This is a genomic window from Pirellulales bacterium, assembly GCA_019636335.1.
Taxonomy (GTDB): domain Bacteria; phylum Planctomycetota; class Planctomycetia; order Pirellulales; family JAEUIK01; genus JAHBXR01.
Genome location: JAHBXR010000017.1, coordinates 82,390 through 99,187 on the forward strand (window position 1 = coordinate 82,390; position 16,798 = coordinate 99,187).

The 16,798-nt window shown below is 64.1% G+C and carries 12 protein-coding genes; 6 read left to right on the plus strand and 6 right to left on the minus strand.

Annotated elements, in window-relative coordinates:
* Positions 1–78: 78 nt before the first annotated feature.
* Positions 79–1,755, minus strand: a complete 1,677-nt coding sequence (locus tag KF708_16585; GenBank protein ID MBX3414306.1) for a hypothetical protein — start codon at positions 1,753–1,755, stop codon at positions 79–81.
* Positions 1,756–1,812: 57 nt separating this feature from the next.
* Positions 1,813–2,430, minus strand: coding sequence for a DUF1080 domain-containing protein (locus KF708_16590; protein ID MBX3414307.1), 618 nt, complete (start codon positions 2,428–2,430; stop codon positions 1,813–1,815).
* A 331-nt stretch (positions 2,431–2,761) separates the two neighbouring features.
* Here KF708_16590 and KF708_16595 point away from each other — a divergent pair, with 331 nt between their 5' ends.
* Positions 2,762–4,030: a nucleoside permease gene (locus KF708_16595; GenBank protein MBX3414308.1), complete on the plus strand. Its 1,269-nt coding sequence runs from the start codon at positions 2,762–2,764 to the stop codon at positions 4,028–4,030.
* A 307-nt stretch (positions 4,031–4,337) separates the two neighbouring features.
* Positions 4,338–4,784 carry a universal stress protein gene (locus KF708_16600; GenBank protein ID MBX3414309.1) on the plus strand — a complete coding sequence of 149 codons (447 nt, stop codon included), beginning with the start codon at positions 4,338–4,340 and terminating at the stop codon, positions 4,782–4,784.
* An 8-nt stretch (positions 4,785–4,792) separates the two neighbouring features.
* Here KF708_16600 and KF708_16605 read toward each other — a convergent pair whose 3' ends face one another.
* The 4 genes from KF708_16605 to KF708_16620 all read right to left on the minus strand — a co-directional run bounded on the left by KF708_16605 (position 4,793) and on the right by KF708_16620 (position 11,750).
* A complete protein-coding gene (locus tag KF708_16605) occupies positions 4,793–5,434 on the minus strand; it encodes a response regulator transcription factor (GenBank protein MBX3414310.1) in 642 nt (213 codons plus the stop codon).
* On the minus strand, positions 5,421–7,964 hold the full coding sequence (locus KF708_16610) for a PAS domain S-box protein (protein MBX3414311.1): 2,544 nt from the start codon (positions 7,962–7,964) through the stop codon (positions 5,421–5,423). The genes KF708_16605 and KF708_16610 overlap by 14 nt, the downstream gene beginning before the upstream one ends.
* A 193-nt stretch (positions 7,965–8,157) precedes the next feature.
* The gene (locus KF708_16615; protein MBX3414312.1) at positions 8,158–10,155 is read right to left on the minus strand and encodes a glycosyltransferase; all 1,998 of its coding nucleotides are present in this window, start codon (positions 10,153–10,155) and stop codon (positions 8,158–8,160) included.
* Positions 10,155–11,750 carry a sulfotransferase gene (locus tag KF708_16620; protein MBX3414313.1) on the minus strand — a complete coding sequence of 532 codons (1,596 nt, stop codon included), beginning with the start codon at positions 11,748–11,750 and terminating at the stop codon, positions 10,155–10,157. The genes KF708_16615 and KF708_16620 overlap by 1 nt, the downstream gene beginning before the upstream one ends.
* Positions 11,751–11,988: 238 nt before the next feature.
* Here KF708_16620 and KF708_16625 point away from each other — a divergent pair, with 238 nt between their 5' ends.
* The 4 genes from KF708_16625 to KF708_16640 all read left to right on the plus strand — a co-directional run bounded on the left by KF708_16625 (position 11,989) and on the right by KF708_16640 (position 16,763).
* Positions 11,989–12,876, plus strand: coding sequence for an ABC transporter permease (locus tag KF708_16625; protein MBX3414314.1), 888 nt, complete (start codon positions 11,989–11,991; stop codon positions 12,874–12,876).
* Positions 12,854–14,242 carry an ABC transporter ATP-binding protein gene (locus KF708_16630; protein ID MBX3414315.1) on the plus strand — a complete coding sequence of 463 codons (1,389 nt, stop codon included), beginning with the start codon at positions 12,854–12,856 and terminating at the stop codon, positions 14,240–14,242. Before KF708_16625 ends, KF708_16630 begins: the two co-directional genes overlap by 23 nt.
* Positions 14,243–14,402: 160 nt before the next feature.
* Entirely contained in the window at positions 14,403–15,908 is a 1,506-nt protein-coding gene (locus KF708_16635; protein ID MBX3414316.1) for a hypothetical protein, read from the plus strand.
* A 108-nt stretch (positions 15,909–16,016) separates the two neighbouring features.
* The gene (locus tag KF708_16640) at positions 16,017–16,763 is read left to right on the plus strand and encodes a class I SAM-dependent methyltransferase (GenBank protein MBX3414317.1); all 747 of its coding nucleotides are present in this window, start codon (positions 16,017–16,019) and stop codon (positions 16,761–16,763) included.
* Positions 16,764–16,798: the final 35 nt, after the last annotated feature.

Below are 16,798 nucleotides of genomic sequence, written 5' to 3' on the forward strand. Positions count from 1 at the left end.
AGCGCGAAGATTCCTTACGAGCAATAGGCTCAATCATCTACTTGCACAGTAGACGAATTCAAACCGTGGCCTGACGGTTCATTCCGCGAAGGGATCGTCGATCGAGTTCGCCGGGTTGGGCGTCGAAGTGGCCGGCGTGGCGGGCGTGGGGAGCACGGGATTGGCCGCCGGTGTGTTCGGCGAGGCGGGAGCCCCAGCGGCACGAGCCGGCAGCGGAGTGGCCGCTGGCGTTTGAGCCGGAGTCGTGCCGGGGAGCACCGAGCCCGTCGCCGGAGTCGCGGTTATCGGCGCGACCGCGTTGGCAGCCGGCACCGTCGTGTTCGGCGCACTGTTCGCCCGCGGCGTCACGGGGGTCGGCACGTCGGCGAAGGGATCGTCGGCTTGAGAAGGATCCGAAATGGGTTCGGTTTCCATTACTTGTGCCTCTCCCAGGGGCGTGTCGTCGGCCAGGGGATTCGTCGCCGCCGGTGGCGCGGGCACCGTGTCTTCGCTCAAAGGCTCGGCCGGCACGGCAGCCCCCGCCCCAGGATCAGCAAACGGATCGGCCGCATCCACCGGCGCAGGAGGAACAGGTGCAGCACTGGCGGGCGCGGAGGCCGGCGCTGGTGTGGCGAACGGATCGGCCGCGTCGGTCTCGACCGGAGCGGGCACCGAAGGCGTCGTCTCTGCCGGTGGCGTGGCAAACGGATCGGCCGCATCGTCAGCCGGCGCAGGAGGAGGTGACGTTGGCGTGCCCGTCTCTGCCGGCATCGAACCGTCGGCGGGGGGCGTCGTGAAAGGATCGGGCTCGTCGCTGGGAGACGGAACGTCCGGAGGAGTTTCGGCCGGCGGATTGGCGAACGGGTCGGCCTCGTCCGTTGGCGCCGGCGCGGTCTCGGCTGGACTGCCGAACGGATCAGCGGCGTCCGCCGGAGCGGCCGGCACGAGTGTCGTAGGCGCAGGTGCTGGCGTTCCAAACGGGTCGGCCGCATCGCTCGACGCCGGATCGGGCGTCTCCTCGAAGGGCGCGGAGAATGGATCGTCGCTGGCTGGTTCGGCCGGCATGGTCTCGACCGGCGGAAGGCCAGCCGGCGTGTTCGGGACATCGGTCGGTTCAGGGCTGACCGGCGTGGGCACGTCGGCAAAGGGATCGTCCGCCTCGGAGGAATCGGAGACCGGCTCGGTCTCCATCACTTGGGCTTCGCCCAGCGGCGTGTCGTCGAAGGCCGGTTCGGTGGCCGCCGGCGGTACCGCGATCGTATCGCCCAACTGGTCTTCGACCTGCGTGGCGACTTCACCACCGGGCACTGGTGTATCGACCGTCAGCACGCCCTCGCCACTTTCGGTGCGGCGGTAGCGCGCGGCGCGTTCTTTCTCGGCTTCGCGAATCGCCGCCAGTCGACCGGCGCCACGATAGCGCTCGATCATCATACGGGCCTGCCCTTGCACGCGTTGCAGGGCCTGGCTGACGTCGTAGAAGCGCTGGCTGTTGCCGTTCTCGAGTTGCGCGCCCTTGGTAAAGTCGGTCTCGGCATCCGCGCGGCGCCCTTCACGCAGCCGGGCCAGCCCGCGGAAGTAGTAACAGCGAGGATCCTCGCTGCCACCGTCGATCGCGGCGGTCAGGTACTCGTCGGCCTGCTGCGTTTGCCCGGCGAAGTAGGCGTGGACTCCGCTGCCGTACAGGTCTTGCAGGATGGCATCTTCGGCCGCGGCCAGACCGCCACTTGCGCAGGTGGCCAAGGCCAGGCAACTCAGGAGGACGATTCGGCGAAACATGGCTTCTCTAGCTCCGGGAAAGGCGAATGGTCGGCGCGAAACGGCCGCGTGTGGGCATTACGGCAGCTTCTTGACCTTCAGGTTCTTGTAGTGGACGACACTGCCCGGGTCGTGCTGTTGCAGCGCGAGCAGGCCCTGCTTGTAGGTGTTGTCTTCATCCACGAAGTCGACGAGCACCTTGTCGTTGACCTTGATCACGATGTGATTGCCATTGCAGATGACGTGCTGCGTCCACCAGGTGTCGTCGGGGACGTGCTGCTCGAAGACCTTCTTCAGGTAATAGAGGCTGCCCGTCTTCACCGGGTCGCCGCTGCTGTTGTTGACTTGCGCTTCGTACCCCTTCGGCCAGCCGGGGCCGAACGCGGTGCGGAAGTACATGCCCGAGTTGCCCCCTTTGTTGAGTTTCACGTCGGCGATGAACTCGAGGTTCTCGAACTCCTGGGGATGATCGGGATCGGAGCCGACATAGAAGAGGTGGCTGCGTTCGCCGCGGCCGGTGATGGTGCCTTCTTCGACGGTCCAGTTTTCCGGCTTCTCACTGGCCTTCCAACCTGTGAGGGTCTTGCCGTCGAACAGTTCGACCCAGCCGTCGGCGTCGGGCTTGGCCTCATCGGCCAGGGCCACGCAGGTGACCAGAGCCAGGGCGGGAAGCGCGGCGAACAAAGCACGTTTCATCGAACACATCTCCAGATGCGTGAGGTTCAAGTAGGGGCGCGGGCAGTGTCGGCGGCGGACGAACCGGGGCGTTGCTCGGGCCGCGGCCGGGCGAGCAGGTTTAATTCAGTTTGACCGGCGGAATGGGGGCTGTAAACGAGATTTTGGCCGACTCGAGGGGGTCGCCCGGTGCGGCCGAAGGCATTCCGCCGGCCGAACGCTGTTCAAGGGTTCATTCGCGGCCCGCTTGCCCCTAGAATGGCTCGCTTTGCGACCGGGCTGGCCGCCGATCGACCGCCCGAATTGATCCGTTTCGAGACCCCACGACGCCCGCTGCAAGGTGACCCGCACGATGACGCGCAATCCCTACGAAGCTCCCAACATGGAGTCGGGCACGCCCCTGTTCACGGTGACGACCTGGGGCAAGCTGGGGGTGATGATGTTTCTGCAATACTTCGTCTGGGGCGCTTGGTGGGTCACGCTGGGGACCTATCTCAGCCAGACGCAGAAGTTCACCGGCGACCAGGTGGGCAAGATCTACGGCACGGCGGCCCTGGCCGGCATGATCTCTCCCTTTATCGTGGGCATGGTGGCCGACCGATTTTTCGCCACGCAACGCATTCTGGCCACGCTGCACCTGGTGGGGGCGGGGGTGTTGTTCTATGCCTCGTACGTGGATAGCTTCGGGCTGCTCTATCCGGTGCTGCTGGTTTATTACTTGTGCTACATGCCGACGTTGGCGCTGACCAACTCGCTCTCGTTCCATCACATGAGCGACCCCGAGACGCAATTCCCCCGCGTTCGCGTGCTGGGGACAGGCGGTTGGATTGCGGCCGGATTGGCATTGGGACTCGCGCAGCTCTTGGGCTACACCGGCATCGAGGCGGCAGCTACTCCCATGCGCATCGCCGCGGTAACGTCTCTCGTGTTGGGTTTCTATTGTTTCTTCCTGCCGCATACTCCGCCGGCGAATCCCGAGGGGCGGATTACCGCGCGGCAGGTTTTGGGACTCGACGCGCTCAAACTCATGAAGCGTTGGCCCTTCGCGGTGTTCGTCATCTGCTCGTTTCTGATCTGCATTCCGTTGCAGTTCTATTACGCCTGGACAAACGTCTTCTTGAACGAAATCAAGGTGCCGTATGCTGCCTCGATCATGATTCTGGGGCAGGTGTCCGAAATCGGATTCATGCTGCTCATGCCCCTTTTCTTTGTGCGATTGGGGGTCAAGTACATGTTGTTGGTGGGGATGGCGTGTTGGGCCGCACGGTATGTGCTGTTCGGTTTTGGCAACGGAAGTGAACTATTCTGGATGCTCGCCATCGGCATTCTGCTGCACGGTATCTGCTACGATTTCTTCTTCGTCACCGGGCAGATCTACGTCGACCAGCAGGCGTCGAAGAGCATTCGCGCCTCGGCGCAGGGATTCATCGCCTTCGTCACCCTGGGCGTGGGCGGGTTCATCGGCACATGGATCTCGGGCGACGTCGTGCAGGCCTTCCAAACTGCTGAAGGAGTCCACGACTGGCGCAGCATCTGGCTGGTGCCGGCGGCCATGGCGGCCGTCGTCCTGGTGGTATTCGCACTGCTGTTCCGCGAGAATGGCAGCAGCAAGGCCGACTAAAGCTCGCGTAGCGCCGCCGAGATCGCCACGCTACTGCCATCGTCGAGCAAGAGCTGGTGTGGATGCTGAACGGTAAGATGTCCGACTCGCTCACCTGGAAATCGCCCGGCATGAAGGCGATTGCATTCCCATCCGGCAGGCCGTTGGCCTGGGCTACCCTATTGGGCCCCGTTGGGGCTGAGGTCGTTGGCCGTGGTACGGCGTTGCGACAGGGGGTTGTCGCACGTTGCCCACAGCGCAAAAATTAGGAAGGTGGCGCTCGGTCGGATTCGCGATCAGCTCCGTGCCAAGAATAGGAGCTACTGCCATGCAAGCCAAGAAAATCCTCTTCCCGACCGACTTTTCCACCTCGAGCGACGCCGGCCTGCGCGAGGCGACGGCCCTGGCGCGCGAGTCGGGCGCTTTGCTCCTGATCGTTCACGTCGAGGAGCCCCCCACCGCGTACGGCGGCGGCGAGATGTACTACGGCGTGCCCGACCCGAACAACGAGCAGATCGTGGCGATGCTCAAGGCCGTGACGCCGAACGCGCCCGACGTGCGCTACGAGCACCGGCTCATCGTGGGCGACCCCGCCGCCGAGATTGTGCGGCTGGCCGAGGAAGAAGGGGTCGATCTCATCGTGCTGGGCACGCACGGGCGCACGGGGCTGCGGCGCCTGCTGATGGGAAGCGTGGCCGAGGCGATCGTCCGCCGCGCGAATTGCCGCGTGCTGACCGTCAAGCCGCCCCCCGAGGGGGCGCCGGACCGCCCGTAGGGCGAGCGTTACGCTTCCTGCTCGTCGACGTCGGGCGAGGGCACGATGCGCTTCGTGACCATCAGCACCAGTTGGGCAACGGAGCTGACCCCCATCTTTTGGCGCACGTTGGCACGGTGAATCTCGACCGTCTTGGTGCTGATCTTGAGCCGCTCGGCGATCGATTTCGTCGACGTGCCAGTGAGCATCAGGTCGAGCACCTCGCGTTCGCGCGGCGTGAGCCGGTTGAGGCGGTCTTCGACCTGGCGGCGCGCCGCGTGCCGCGCGCGAGCCTGGGCATCGGTGGCCAACGCCTCGTGTACCCGTTCGAGCAGGCTTTGTCGCGAGACCGGCTTCTCGAGAAAGTCGAGCGCCCCGTCGTGCATGGCATGCACTGCCGTGGGGACGTCGCCGTGGCCGGTGATGACAATGAACGGCGGCCGCGGCTCAAAGCCGTGCAGGCGTTCGATCATTTCCAGGCCCGACATGCCCGGCAGTCGCAGGTCAAGCAGGAGGCAACCGGGGCGCGCCGGATCGAAGGCATCGAGATAGGCCTGCGGACCGGCGTACGATTCGACGCGCAGACCTTCGCTGCCCAACAATCGCTCGAGCGATTGACGCATATCTTCGTCGTCCTCGACCACAAAGACCGTAGGTTCATCGACCAACATAATCATCCCCTCGACGTGGAATTTCCAAGCGAAAAGAAACGGTTTCGTGGTCGCTCAACGACGCCGTCAGCAATCCGCCGTGGGCGCGGGCAATCGATTCGCAGATCGTGAGTCCGAGTCCCAGCCCTTCTTCTTTCGTGGTATAAAACGGCTCGAAGACGCGTGCCAACTGGCTGGCGCCGACACCGTCGGTGGAGTTGGTGACCCGCAGCTCGAGCCGATCTTCGCGCGTCCAGCCGGCCACGATCTCGATGCGGCGTTCGGCCACCGGCAACGCCGAGGTGGCGCTGAGCGCGTTGCGCAACAGATTGAGAATCACCTGCTGAATCTGGATCGAATCGACGACGATCCACAGCGGACGTTCGACGAAACAGACGTGGAGCGCCACTTCGGCGGCCCGCAATTCGCGCTCGCAGAACTCGACCACTTCTTCGACAAGCCGGGCCACGTCGGCTTCGGCCCGCGCTGCCGGGGCGCGCTTCACGTAGCCGCGCAGATGCTTGATGATCGCGGCGCAGCGCGACGTGAGCCGCACGATCTGTTCCATGTCTTTCCGCAGGGGAACCGGGTCGAAACGCTCGGCGTTCAGCGAGGCGAGGCTCGTTTCCGCATAGTTGGCGATCGCCCCCAGCGGTTGGTTCAACTCGTGGGCGAGCCCCGAGGCCATCTCTCCCAGCGTGCTCAGGCGATTGACGTGCGCCAGTTGCCCTTCGAGCGACTGCATCCGCTCCTGTTGCAGCACGCGCTCGGTGATGTCGCGGGCATGGTTGATGATCTCACGCGTCTGACCTGTTTCGGGATCGATCACGGCGCGGCCGTGGCATTCGAGCCACAGGTAATGCCCGTCGCGATGGCGCGTGCGAAAGGTCACCCGGTAGGTTTCTCGACCGGCGCGCAGCGTCGACTCCAACTGGGCCAGATCGGCCGGGTGAATGTAGTCGTAGGGGGACAGGCCGAGGAATTCTTCCGGCGCATAGCCGAGCACGGTGGCGCAGGATGGCGAAACGAAGTTGATCGACATGTCCGGCGCATGGCGGCTGACAATATCGGTCGAATGCTCGGCCAGCAGGCGGTAGCGGGATTCACTCTCGCGGAGCGCCTCTTCGGCGCGCTTGCGATCGGTGATATCGGTCGAGATGCCCCCCACAGCCGAGACCTGGCCCGACTCGTCGCGCAGCGGAAACTTCACCGACAGGTACGTGTGGTGCTGGCCATCCTCTTGCGGCACGATTTCTTCGAACTCGAGCGGAGTGCCGGTCGTTTGGACGAGCAAGTCATTTTGGCGTAGCGATTCGGCGATCGCCGGCGGAAAAATCTCCGCGTCGGTGCGACGGAGGACTTCTTCTTTCAAGATCCTGAAGATGTGTTCATAGCGGCGATTGATCATCAAATAGCGCCCCGTACGATCCTTCATGTAGACCACGGCGTTCGTGTTTTCGAGGATGCTCTGCAGGCGCTGCTCGCTGGTGTGCAGGGCCGAGGCGACACGGCGGCGTTCGTCGGCCTCGGCCATCAGTTGCCGATTGATTCCTTCGATCGCGGCGGTTCGCTCGTTGGCATTGCGCTCGAGTTCGGCTCGCGTCTGGAGCAGTGCCTCTTCGACGATCCGACGATCATCGGCGTCGAAGAGCAGCACGAAGACGTTCTTGAAGTCGATCTTGTGGCCGCTCTTGGGAGCGAAGAGGCGTACTGTGTAGCCCACGCGGTTGCCATCGAGGCGCACCGCATGAGTTCGCGCCTCGACGTAGGTGTGGCCTTCCCAGTAGGCCACGAGCCCGTCGAGGAAGGCGTCGGCGGCCATCTCGCGGAAACTGGCCAGCGCTTGTTGCATCAGTTGCGAGCGATCGACCGCGCCGAGCAACTCGAGCGATGCCTGGTTCACCTCGCGCACTTTGACGAGCGACATGGCATGCGCCACCTGGTCGCGATGCTCGGCCAGGTAAGCTCGCAGGTCGCTGACCCCCTGGGCGCGCAGGCCGACCGTCCAGCGGTGGACGTCGCTGTAGTCTTCGATCCAGGCCGAGACGGGCAGGTTGTAGAACAGGCTGCGGAAGCGGATGCGCGACAGACGCCGGTCGTTCTCGAGCGTCTTCTGCCGCGTGATGTCGACGATGCTCCCCAGCAGTCGTTGAGGGTGGCCGAACGTATCACGCTCGACGGCTGCCTGGGCATGGTACCACCGCACCGATCCGTCATGTTGCCGTAGTCGGCAGCGTACGACAAACTCGGGGGCCGCCCCCTGCAGATGCGCGGCCAAAGCCGCCGAGACGAGCGGTCGATCGTCGGGATGCACGAGCCGCCAGTAGGCGTCGACGTGATCGGGGAGCTCCTGGGGAGAATACCCCAGCCGCCGATGTGGAGGCGGATCGACCGAGAGCCGTCCGGACGCGAAATCGTACTCCCAGAGGGCCGCCTTGGACGCTTCCGCCAGGCGCACAAAACGAACGTTCTCGGCCGGAGACAGGCTCGGCGAGCCATGACCATTCGATGATTTCAACGCCGCACTGCGAGCGTTATCGCCAGTATCCATGCACGCCTATCGCTTGACAGGGGCCGGGAATGAGATGCGATCCACACTCGCCACCGCTTGCAACGCGCCCGTGCGTCGCACGATTGGAACGATGCAACTACCCTGTCCCTTGTAGCTGGGCCAAGCGCATCTTGTTGCTGCTTGGGGACCCGAACGGGACCAAATTCAAACGCCCGTTGGCCGCCGAATGCGACTAGGCTGCGGTACGTGTCACAGGCGTTTGGTTATCGTCCCGACAGTCAATAATTCCCCTTGGCAGGGAAATCGGACGCGGAATATTCCGCGTCGTTATGCGCGGCGTTCCAGGAAGCGTGCCGCCCAACTGACCTTGGGTAAGCACGTTCGATAGCAACGGGCTATAGAAAGGATCGCCCGCTAGAATGACACCGTGATATCGGCGCAAAAAGCACTTCGTGTCAGCCGGATGGGGGTCCCACACGGCTCGCCCACGGCTGCGCGATTCGTGATGCACGAGGAGGGCGTGGGGGTCATGAAGAATACGGAAGCCCGCCATCTGCAGTCGCAGACAGAAATCGACATCGCCATAACCGACAGCGATGTTCGTATCGAAGCCGCCAACGGCATGCCATGCTTCGTGGCTTACGAGTACGCAAGCTGCCGTGACGGCCGACACCTCGCGAGTTGCGACCAGGCTTGGGGGGACAGCGGTTCGGCGGATACCCGACTCGTCGTGGAAGCTGGTTCCTAGATGATAGTGACCGGCCAGTCCGCGCATGCCTAGCACGACGCCAGCATGTTGAATCGCCCCATCGGGATAGAGCAGCGTCGCCCCCACGGCGCCCACCTCGGGGCGTCCGGCCGTGGCCAACAAGTGATCGAGCCAGCCCGCCTCGGTGGCCTCGATGTCGTTATTTAGCAGTAAGTAATGCGAATAATCGCGTCCGGCCGCCGCGACTCCCTGATTCACCAGGCGCGAGAAATTGAAATCGCCTGTGGCGCGTACCACATGATGCCGTTGCGCCAACCGTTCGAGATACGTTACCGCGTCCGGTTCCTGGGTAAGGTGATCCACGATCCAGAGGTCGGCACGCTCAAGAGCACCTGTCGCTTCCAGACTCTCGATGCATTGTTCGAGCAGTGGACGGGCGTCGCGGGTAGGAATCACAATTGCCACCCGGCGAGTGGGTATTTCCTTTATTGGCGCTGCCCCAACATCGAGCACCCCCAGATCGTGCCTGGCTTGAACTACGTCGGAGTGGCCCACGCAGGCAAGATGCCACCGCACGGCCCGCGCACGTTCATCAAGGTCCGGGGATGCCACGTTCCAATGCGCCACGAGCGCCGGCACGTGCATGATCCGATGTGCCCGTTCGAGGGCGTGCAACAACAATTCGAACGAATCGCAGGCGAGAGCTCGCTGGAGCACGGCTGGGTCGAGCTGTTCGAGCACGCGGGCGCAAACAGCCGCGCCACCGGCAAAGTAGCCCGACGCGAGGAAATACTCGTACGAGTAGCCCGGCAAGGCCGCCACCTCGCGCACCTGCGAAACGCCGTCGGCGTCCGCTAGCAGATGGTCGCCATACACGACGTCGGCGTGGCTCGTGGCGACACCTTCGGCGAGCTGGGCAAACGCCCCTGGCACGAACTCGAGAACGCGTTCGGCCAACAGCACGTAAAGCTCGCGCTGGATGGTGTCGCGAGCCAGGAGCAATGGCGCACTTTCGCCGACGGTCGTCAGACGAACGCGGGGGTCATAGGAGGCGAAGTGTGCCGCATAACGCTTGGCGCCAGTCTCGGCGCCGTCCGGCGCCAGGCACCACAGTTCCCAATGGGGATAGCCTTGCGCGTGGGCGCTTTCGAGCAGCCGGCGGCAGCCACGTTCGTCGAGCAATGCCAGCGAGACGACGATCCTCAGCAGTGGTGCATCGCCGGGCCATACTTCGCGAGTACGATCGGATCGCGCCGCGCGGCGTCGATAGCGCTGGTACCAGGCGTTCGCATCGGTGCCCGACTGTCGCGCGATCGACTTGTAGAGCACGGCGCCCCAGATCGAGGCGATGCCTCCCTGGCGCACGATGAGCAGCGTGCGCGCGATGGTGGTCGACCACGCGGCCGGATTCCGTGCGAGCCAGGCGGTCCATTGGCAAAGAAAATGCAACACGGCGAACGCCGCGCGGAGAATCGTGCGGCGCGGGGCGAGCGTCTCGCGTCGTCGATGGTCGTGCGGCATTACTCGCGATCGACTCTCAGGTTTTGTCCTGCCGCCGGTCGCGAGGTCGGCCGCCCCGTGCCGTGCCCCTTGGGGGGGGGCACCTGGCCAGAGGTCCGGCCGGCCGCGTCGGCACTCGACCATCGCCGCATTCCCAGCCAGTTCAGCAAGCGGCGCACGCGGGCCTTGGCGGCGCTGAGCATCCACCGCAGGCGGCTGCGACTCAGATCCGAGACGACGGTTTCGCACTGTGAAACGCGGTCGGCGCATTGATTCAGCAGTTTTTCGCAATCGGCCATACGCGCGCGGTACTCGGCCACCTTGCGCTCGTATTCGGCGATCCACAGCTCGCAGGCGGCCAGGCGGTGATCCTGCTTGGCGAGCCGCTTCGACATGTCCGACTCGACGCGTTGCTCGAACGATTTTGCCCAGGCCTCGGCCTGCGACAGACGGCCTTCGTGCAGGCTCCAGCGGTCGCCGTACTTGTTGATCATCTTCTCGAGCTGCAGATCGCGCGCGTCGTGACCGGTGAGACGTCCCTCGATCGTCTCGATTTGCTGCGTCATCGTCTTGACCGAGGCAATCAACTTGCCCGTGCGCTTCTCGACGACCGTCGACCAATCGTCGGTTTTCTTCTGCCAGCGCTCCATGTCTTCCCAACGGGCCCGGAGTTTGTCGAAGCCGCGGGCGATCGGCTGCGTCAGCGTGTGATGTGAGTTATGCGCGTCGGCCAGATAACGCAACTGCATCGAAAGTGTTTCGGTCGATTGTTCCAGGGCGCGGATGCGCTCGTGCGCGGCCGCCAATTCCGTCGAGCTGACAACCGGCATGCTGGTTACCGGTGTGGCGGAGACTGTCGGCAGTCGCTCGGTGGCGGCTGTTCCGCTGCGCGACGCGGCGCTCATCGCCTGATAGATGTCGTCCTGGTGGGCGCGGAACCAAAGATCCTGATAAACCGCGCGAATCCGCGTGTCTTCCGGCGTGTCGGCGTGGCGATGATGACGGTTGAACTCGTTGAACGATTCGACCGCCGCCTGATTGAACTCGAGCCCCAGACGACCGCAGGCATTGCGCAGCCAGGGTTCGATATGGCTCATCGACAGGTCGAAGTCGAACCAGACGACGTCCTGCTCTTGATCGAGAATCTTCAGCAGCCGCTCGTTGTAGGCGAGCCACAACTCGAGTCCGCGCTCGAGGGGCCAGCCCTCGCGCTTGGCTAGGCTCTCCGCGACGCTGCGCGGGTGACGCAGGCAGGCCACGATGCGATACGAACCGAGCAGCGACTTCCAGAGCGGAAATGTCAGCACGGTGCGCGGGTCTTTCCAGCCCGACATGGGGGACGGCGCCAGGCTGCCGAGAAACTCGCGCATCTGCGCCATGGCGGTTTCGTCGGGCTGGACCTGGGCGGGAGGATTGTCCCAGCTTCCACCAGAGGCCTGCAGCAGGGCGTCGTTGATTTCGACGGCAGGGCGGGCTTCCCACTTGCCCGCCATGTTCGACACGCTGGCCGTGTCGAGCACGTTGGACCCGAGGTCCATGCCACAGTGATTCAGCATGCGCGTGACACACGACGTGCCACTGCGATGCATTCCCAGGACGACGATCGTCGTGCCCATGCGGTCCTCCTGACCTGCTGGCGTACCATCCCAAGCGAGCGCAACTTCCCCAGCGGCGTGAGGTTGTACCGCTGGTGGCGAAGGTGGTCAACAGCACTTGATCTTGACACCTGGGGAGCCGGTTTCTACAAGTTCGCGGCTCGCCAACCACCCGACGACTGCGCTCATTTCGCGCTTGCGTGCCGGAGGGGATGGCCGCGTCTGAGTTTTGCTACTGTCCGGAGGTGCGCAAAGCACGATGTCATCGGTCGAATCCACATCGCTCGCGCGGCAGGTTGGCTCGCGGCTCGTTCAACTCGGGGCGGGACGGATGTTTCCCATCATGCCCTGGGCGATCGCGCGGCATTTCTACGCGCGGGGAAATCTCGTCCGCCAGATGCTGCGGCGCGAGATCCTGGGACGCTACGAGGGCTCGTTTCTGGGGCTCTTCTGGTGCGTGCTCAATCCGCTGCTGATGCTAGCAGTCTATACCTTCATCTTCTCGGTGGTGTTCCAGCGCACCTGGGGCGTCGATCCGAACGAAACTGTCGGTTCATACGCCGTGGTGCTCTACGCCGGGCTGGTCGTTTTCTACATCTTCGCCGAGGTGGCCACACCCGCTCCGTCGATCGTCACGTCGAATCCGAATCTCGTGACGAAGGTAGTGTTTCCGCTCGAGATTCTGCCGCTCGTGCGGACCCTGGCCGCGTTGGTGCGGGCGCTGCCGAGTGTGGTGATCTTGTTCTTCTCGGTGTGGATCGTGCAGGGATACGTCCCCTGGACGTTCGTCCTGTTCCCGTTGGTCGTCGTGCCGATGGCGCTGCTCACCCTGGGCGTGGCGTACTTTCTCGCCTTCCTGGGGGTCTTCGTGCGGGACGTGGCGCATTCGATGGGCATGATCATTCGAATCGTCTTTTACCTGTCGCCGGTGTTCTACCCGATCTCGATCGTGCCGGAGCGTCTGCGCTCCTGGCTGTGGCTGCACCCGATTGCCCGCATCGTCGAGGACTCGCGTTCGGTCACGGTCTTCGGCCAGTTGCCTGACTGGGGCGGCTTGGCGGTGGCGACACTATTGTCCGCGCTGATCGCGTGGCTGGGTTATGTCGTGTTCATGAGTTTCAAGCATGCCTTTGCCGACGTCATCTGAGCCCGTCATTCGGCTCGACAACATCTCGAAGATCTATCGCCTGTATGAGCGACCGATCGATCGTCTCGCCGAGGCGGTCACGCTCGGTCGCCGGCAGCGGCACCGCCAGATCCGCGTTTTGTCGGGCGTGAACCTGTCCATCCACGCCGGCCACACGGTCGGCATCGTGGGGCGCAACGGGGCGGGCAAGAGCACGCTGCTGCGGATCGTGGCCGGCACCACCCGCCCGACCACCGGCAGGGTCTCGATCCGGGGAAGCGTCGCCGCGCTGCTGGAGCTCGGCTCGGGCTTCAATCCCGAGTTCACCGGCCGCGAGAATGTCTTTCTCAACGCGGGGATTCACGGGCTTTCGCACGAAGAAACCAAGGCCCGCTACCAGCAAATCGCCGAGTACAGTGAACTGGGCGAGTTTCTCGAACGCCCGGTCAAGACGTACTCGAGCGGCATGGCGATGCGCCTGGCCTTCGCCACGGCGATTCACGTCGAGCGCGACGTGCTGATCGTCGACGAATCGCTTTCGGTCGGCGATGCCATGTTCGCGCGCAAGTGCATGGCCACGATCGAATCGCTCAAGCAGAACGGCGCGACCATTCTGTTCGTGTCGCATTCGCTCGAGACGGTCAAGGCCTTGTGCGATCAGGCGGTGCTGCTCGAACAAGGAACGGTGATGGCCCAGGGCGAGCCGATCGACGTGCTCAACGAATACTCGCGTCTCATCGATGGCGTGGCGGGATCCTCTGCCCCTTTGCGACGAATCGCGCCTCGTGGAGCGAATACGGCCACGCCGCAGAAGCCCCGTCCCCGCGTGGTCGAGGAAGCGGCCCCCGCGCCACCGGCCGACCAGGTCGCCTTGCCACCGTCGTTGATGGTGCCGCTCGAACTCATGGACGTGGGCAAGGACGAATTCCCCTACGGCACGGGCGAGGCCGAGATCGACAACGTGCGGATCGTCGACGATGAAGGTCGGCAGTCGCAAACGTGGCAGAGTGGCGACGCCGTCACGTTGAGCTACGACGTACGATTCGACGCCCCCGCGGCGACGCCCCACTACGGCATGTCGCTCACGCGGCTCGACGGCGTGCGCGTGTATGGCACGAATACGATGTATCGGGCCATTCCGGTCGTCGCGCGCGAGGCGGGAGAAACCGTGCGCGTCGAGTTCCGCTTGTCTCTGCGGCTAGTGGCGGGCAACTACTACCTCACGGTGGGCTGCGTCGACATCCGGCACGAAAAACCGGTCTTTCTGCACCGCCGCCGCGATATGCTCGTGCTGCGGGTGCTGCCGGCCGGACATGCCACGGGCATCGTCGACCTGAATGCTAGCGTGCATGTCGAAGGGGTCACGCGCGTCCAGTCCGCGGCCTGAGCGATACTTCGCAGTTGCCAGAGTTTATCCAACTTCGCGCGGGTTCGATGCGGGGTCTCTCGTTCGGCAGTCGTCTTGACGCAGTTTGCCAAACGAACCATACTCCCGCCCCGCCGACCGCATCAGACTACGCCGGCACAGGTCATGGAGGACCGATCTCATGCTCGAATTGACCCAGTGGCAGCGCACACTCTCGCTGCCCCAACGTCCCTGGCTGATGCTCGGCAAGGGCCCCTCGTTCTCGATGCGTAAGGACTTCGACCTTACGCAATACAACCTGATCTCATTGAACCACGTGGTGCGTGCTCAACGCGTCGACGTGGCCCATATCATCGACATTGACGTCGTCGAGTCGTGCGCCGAGCACCTGGTGCGCAACGCCGGGTACCTCGTCATGCCGCGCCGTCCGCACGTGCATTGCGATCCGGGCCCGAAGCTGCTCGAAGACTACTTCGACGAGTTGCCCGTGCTGCGCCAGCTCGCGGCCGAGAACCGCCTGGTCTGGTACAACCTGTCGAGTTCCACGCCGGTGGGCGAATCGCCCGTGATCGGCGCGAAATGGTTCAGCGCCGAAGCCGCGCTGAATATTCTCTCCTTGCTCGGCGCCAAGAAGATTCGCTCGTTGGGCATCGACGGCGGCCGTGGCTATAGCCCCGAGTTCGCCGATCTCGAACGGCAGACGATGCTCGCCAACGGGCACGAGACGTTCAACAACCAGTTCGACGAGATGGAGACGATCTGCCGCCGCGCGGGCATCGACTACGCTCCGCTGGTCGAGCCGATGCGCGTCTTCGTCGGCACCGACGAGTCGCAACGGGTCGCCACGCGCGTGCTCGAGCACTCGATTCGCAAGCACACTTCGGCGCCGGTCAATTACCACCCGATGTTCCACTTGCCGATCCCCACGCCGAAGGATCCGGCGAATCGCCCGCGCACGGGCTTCTCCTTCTTCCGTTTTGCCATTCCCAAGCTGTGTGGCTATCGCGGCCGGGCGCTGTATGTCGACGCGGACATGCAGGTCTTCTCCGACCTGGCAGAGCTGTGGCGCATTCCCTTCGGCAAGCACAAGGTGATGTGTACGAACCAGCCGGAGACGCCGACGGCCTGGAAGGGGCCGAACACGTTCTTCCATCCCGGCCGGCAGATGAGCGTGATGCTGCTCGACTGCTCGCGGCTGGACTGGGATCCTGACAAGATCGTTGCCGACATGGACGCCGGCAAGTACGGCTACCGCGACTTGATGTTCGAGATGTGCGTGGTGAAGCCGGACGAAATCTGCGACGACATTCCACCCGAATGGAACTGTCTCGAGTGGTACGAGGCCCAGCGGACGAAGCTGCTGCACTATACGGTGGTGCCGACGCAGCCGTGGAAGAACGACGAAAATCCGCTCGCGCCGGTCTGGATGCAAGGTTATCGCGAGGCGGTCGCGGCGGGCATCGTCGTGCCGGCCGAAGTGCGACAAGGCATTGCCGCCGGCCACTTGAAGGCCTCGCTGGCCGACGCGTTGCCCCCGGACGCGCCGTCGAAGCCCGCTGCCCGCGGCTTTGCTGAGGTCCACCAGGCACACGCGATGCGTCCGACGGAACGGTTGTGGGCATCTCCCTTGGGTCGTGCCGCCAAGCGTCCGCTACGGTTTCTCAAGCGCACGTTGCTCGGTTCATAACTCGCTGGTCGGTCGATTCCGCAGCGGGCGTCGCTTCGCGGCGGAATCGACCGACCGCGATTCATTTCGATTCATGCTTCGCACATCACTAGCACGAGAGGGCTCGTCATGATCAAGCTGTCGGACCGCGATCTTCAAGACTTCCAGGAAGCGGTCGACTGGAAGACCGGTATGTGCCTGCCCGACGGCCGCGTGCTGGGGGTGGAAGGCAAGCGTGGCAAGGTCTCGAAGGGGAACGACTCGCGGGTCGCGCTCGTCAAGGAGATGATCGATCCCGCGCACGGCACCGTGCTCGAGGTCGGCTGTTGCGAGGGCATCCATACGTTGCAGTTGGCGGCGGTTGCCAGGCACGTCACCGCGCTCGACGTGCGTCCGAAGAACATCGTCTGCACGCTGACGCGTTTGTTCGTCCACGACATCAAGAACGTGACGGTGAAGCTGGCGGACGCGCGTTTCCTCGATGCGAAGGAAGGGCACTTCGACGTCCTGTTCCACGTGGGCGTGCTCTATCACCTGATGGACCCGGTCGAGCACTTGTTCGCCATTCGCGATCTGGCCGATAGCCTGGTGCTCGATACGCACGTCACGCACGCCGACACGGCGTTTCCGCGCGACGATATTCAGTACAACGGCAAGTCGTACCGCGCGCACCTGTATCGCGAAGGCGGCTGGTCCGATGTTTTTTCGGGGGTCGAGCCCGCCTCGCGCTGGTTGGATCAAGACGCGCTCGTCCAGGTGCTGCGCGACGCCGGGTATGCCACGGTCGAAGTGGTGCAGGAGCGTGCCGAGCGCAACGGACCGCGCGTCTGCATCGTGGCCCATCGCCAGGCGAAAGCGGCGCGCCACGCGGCCTGATTGCCGTCCTGCGGCCCACGGCCTTTCGCTCGATT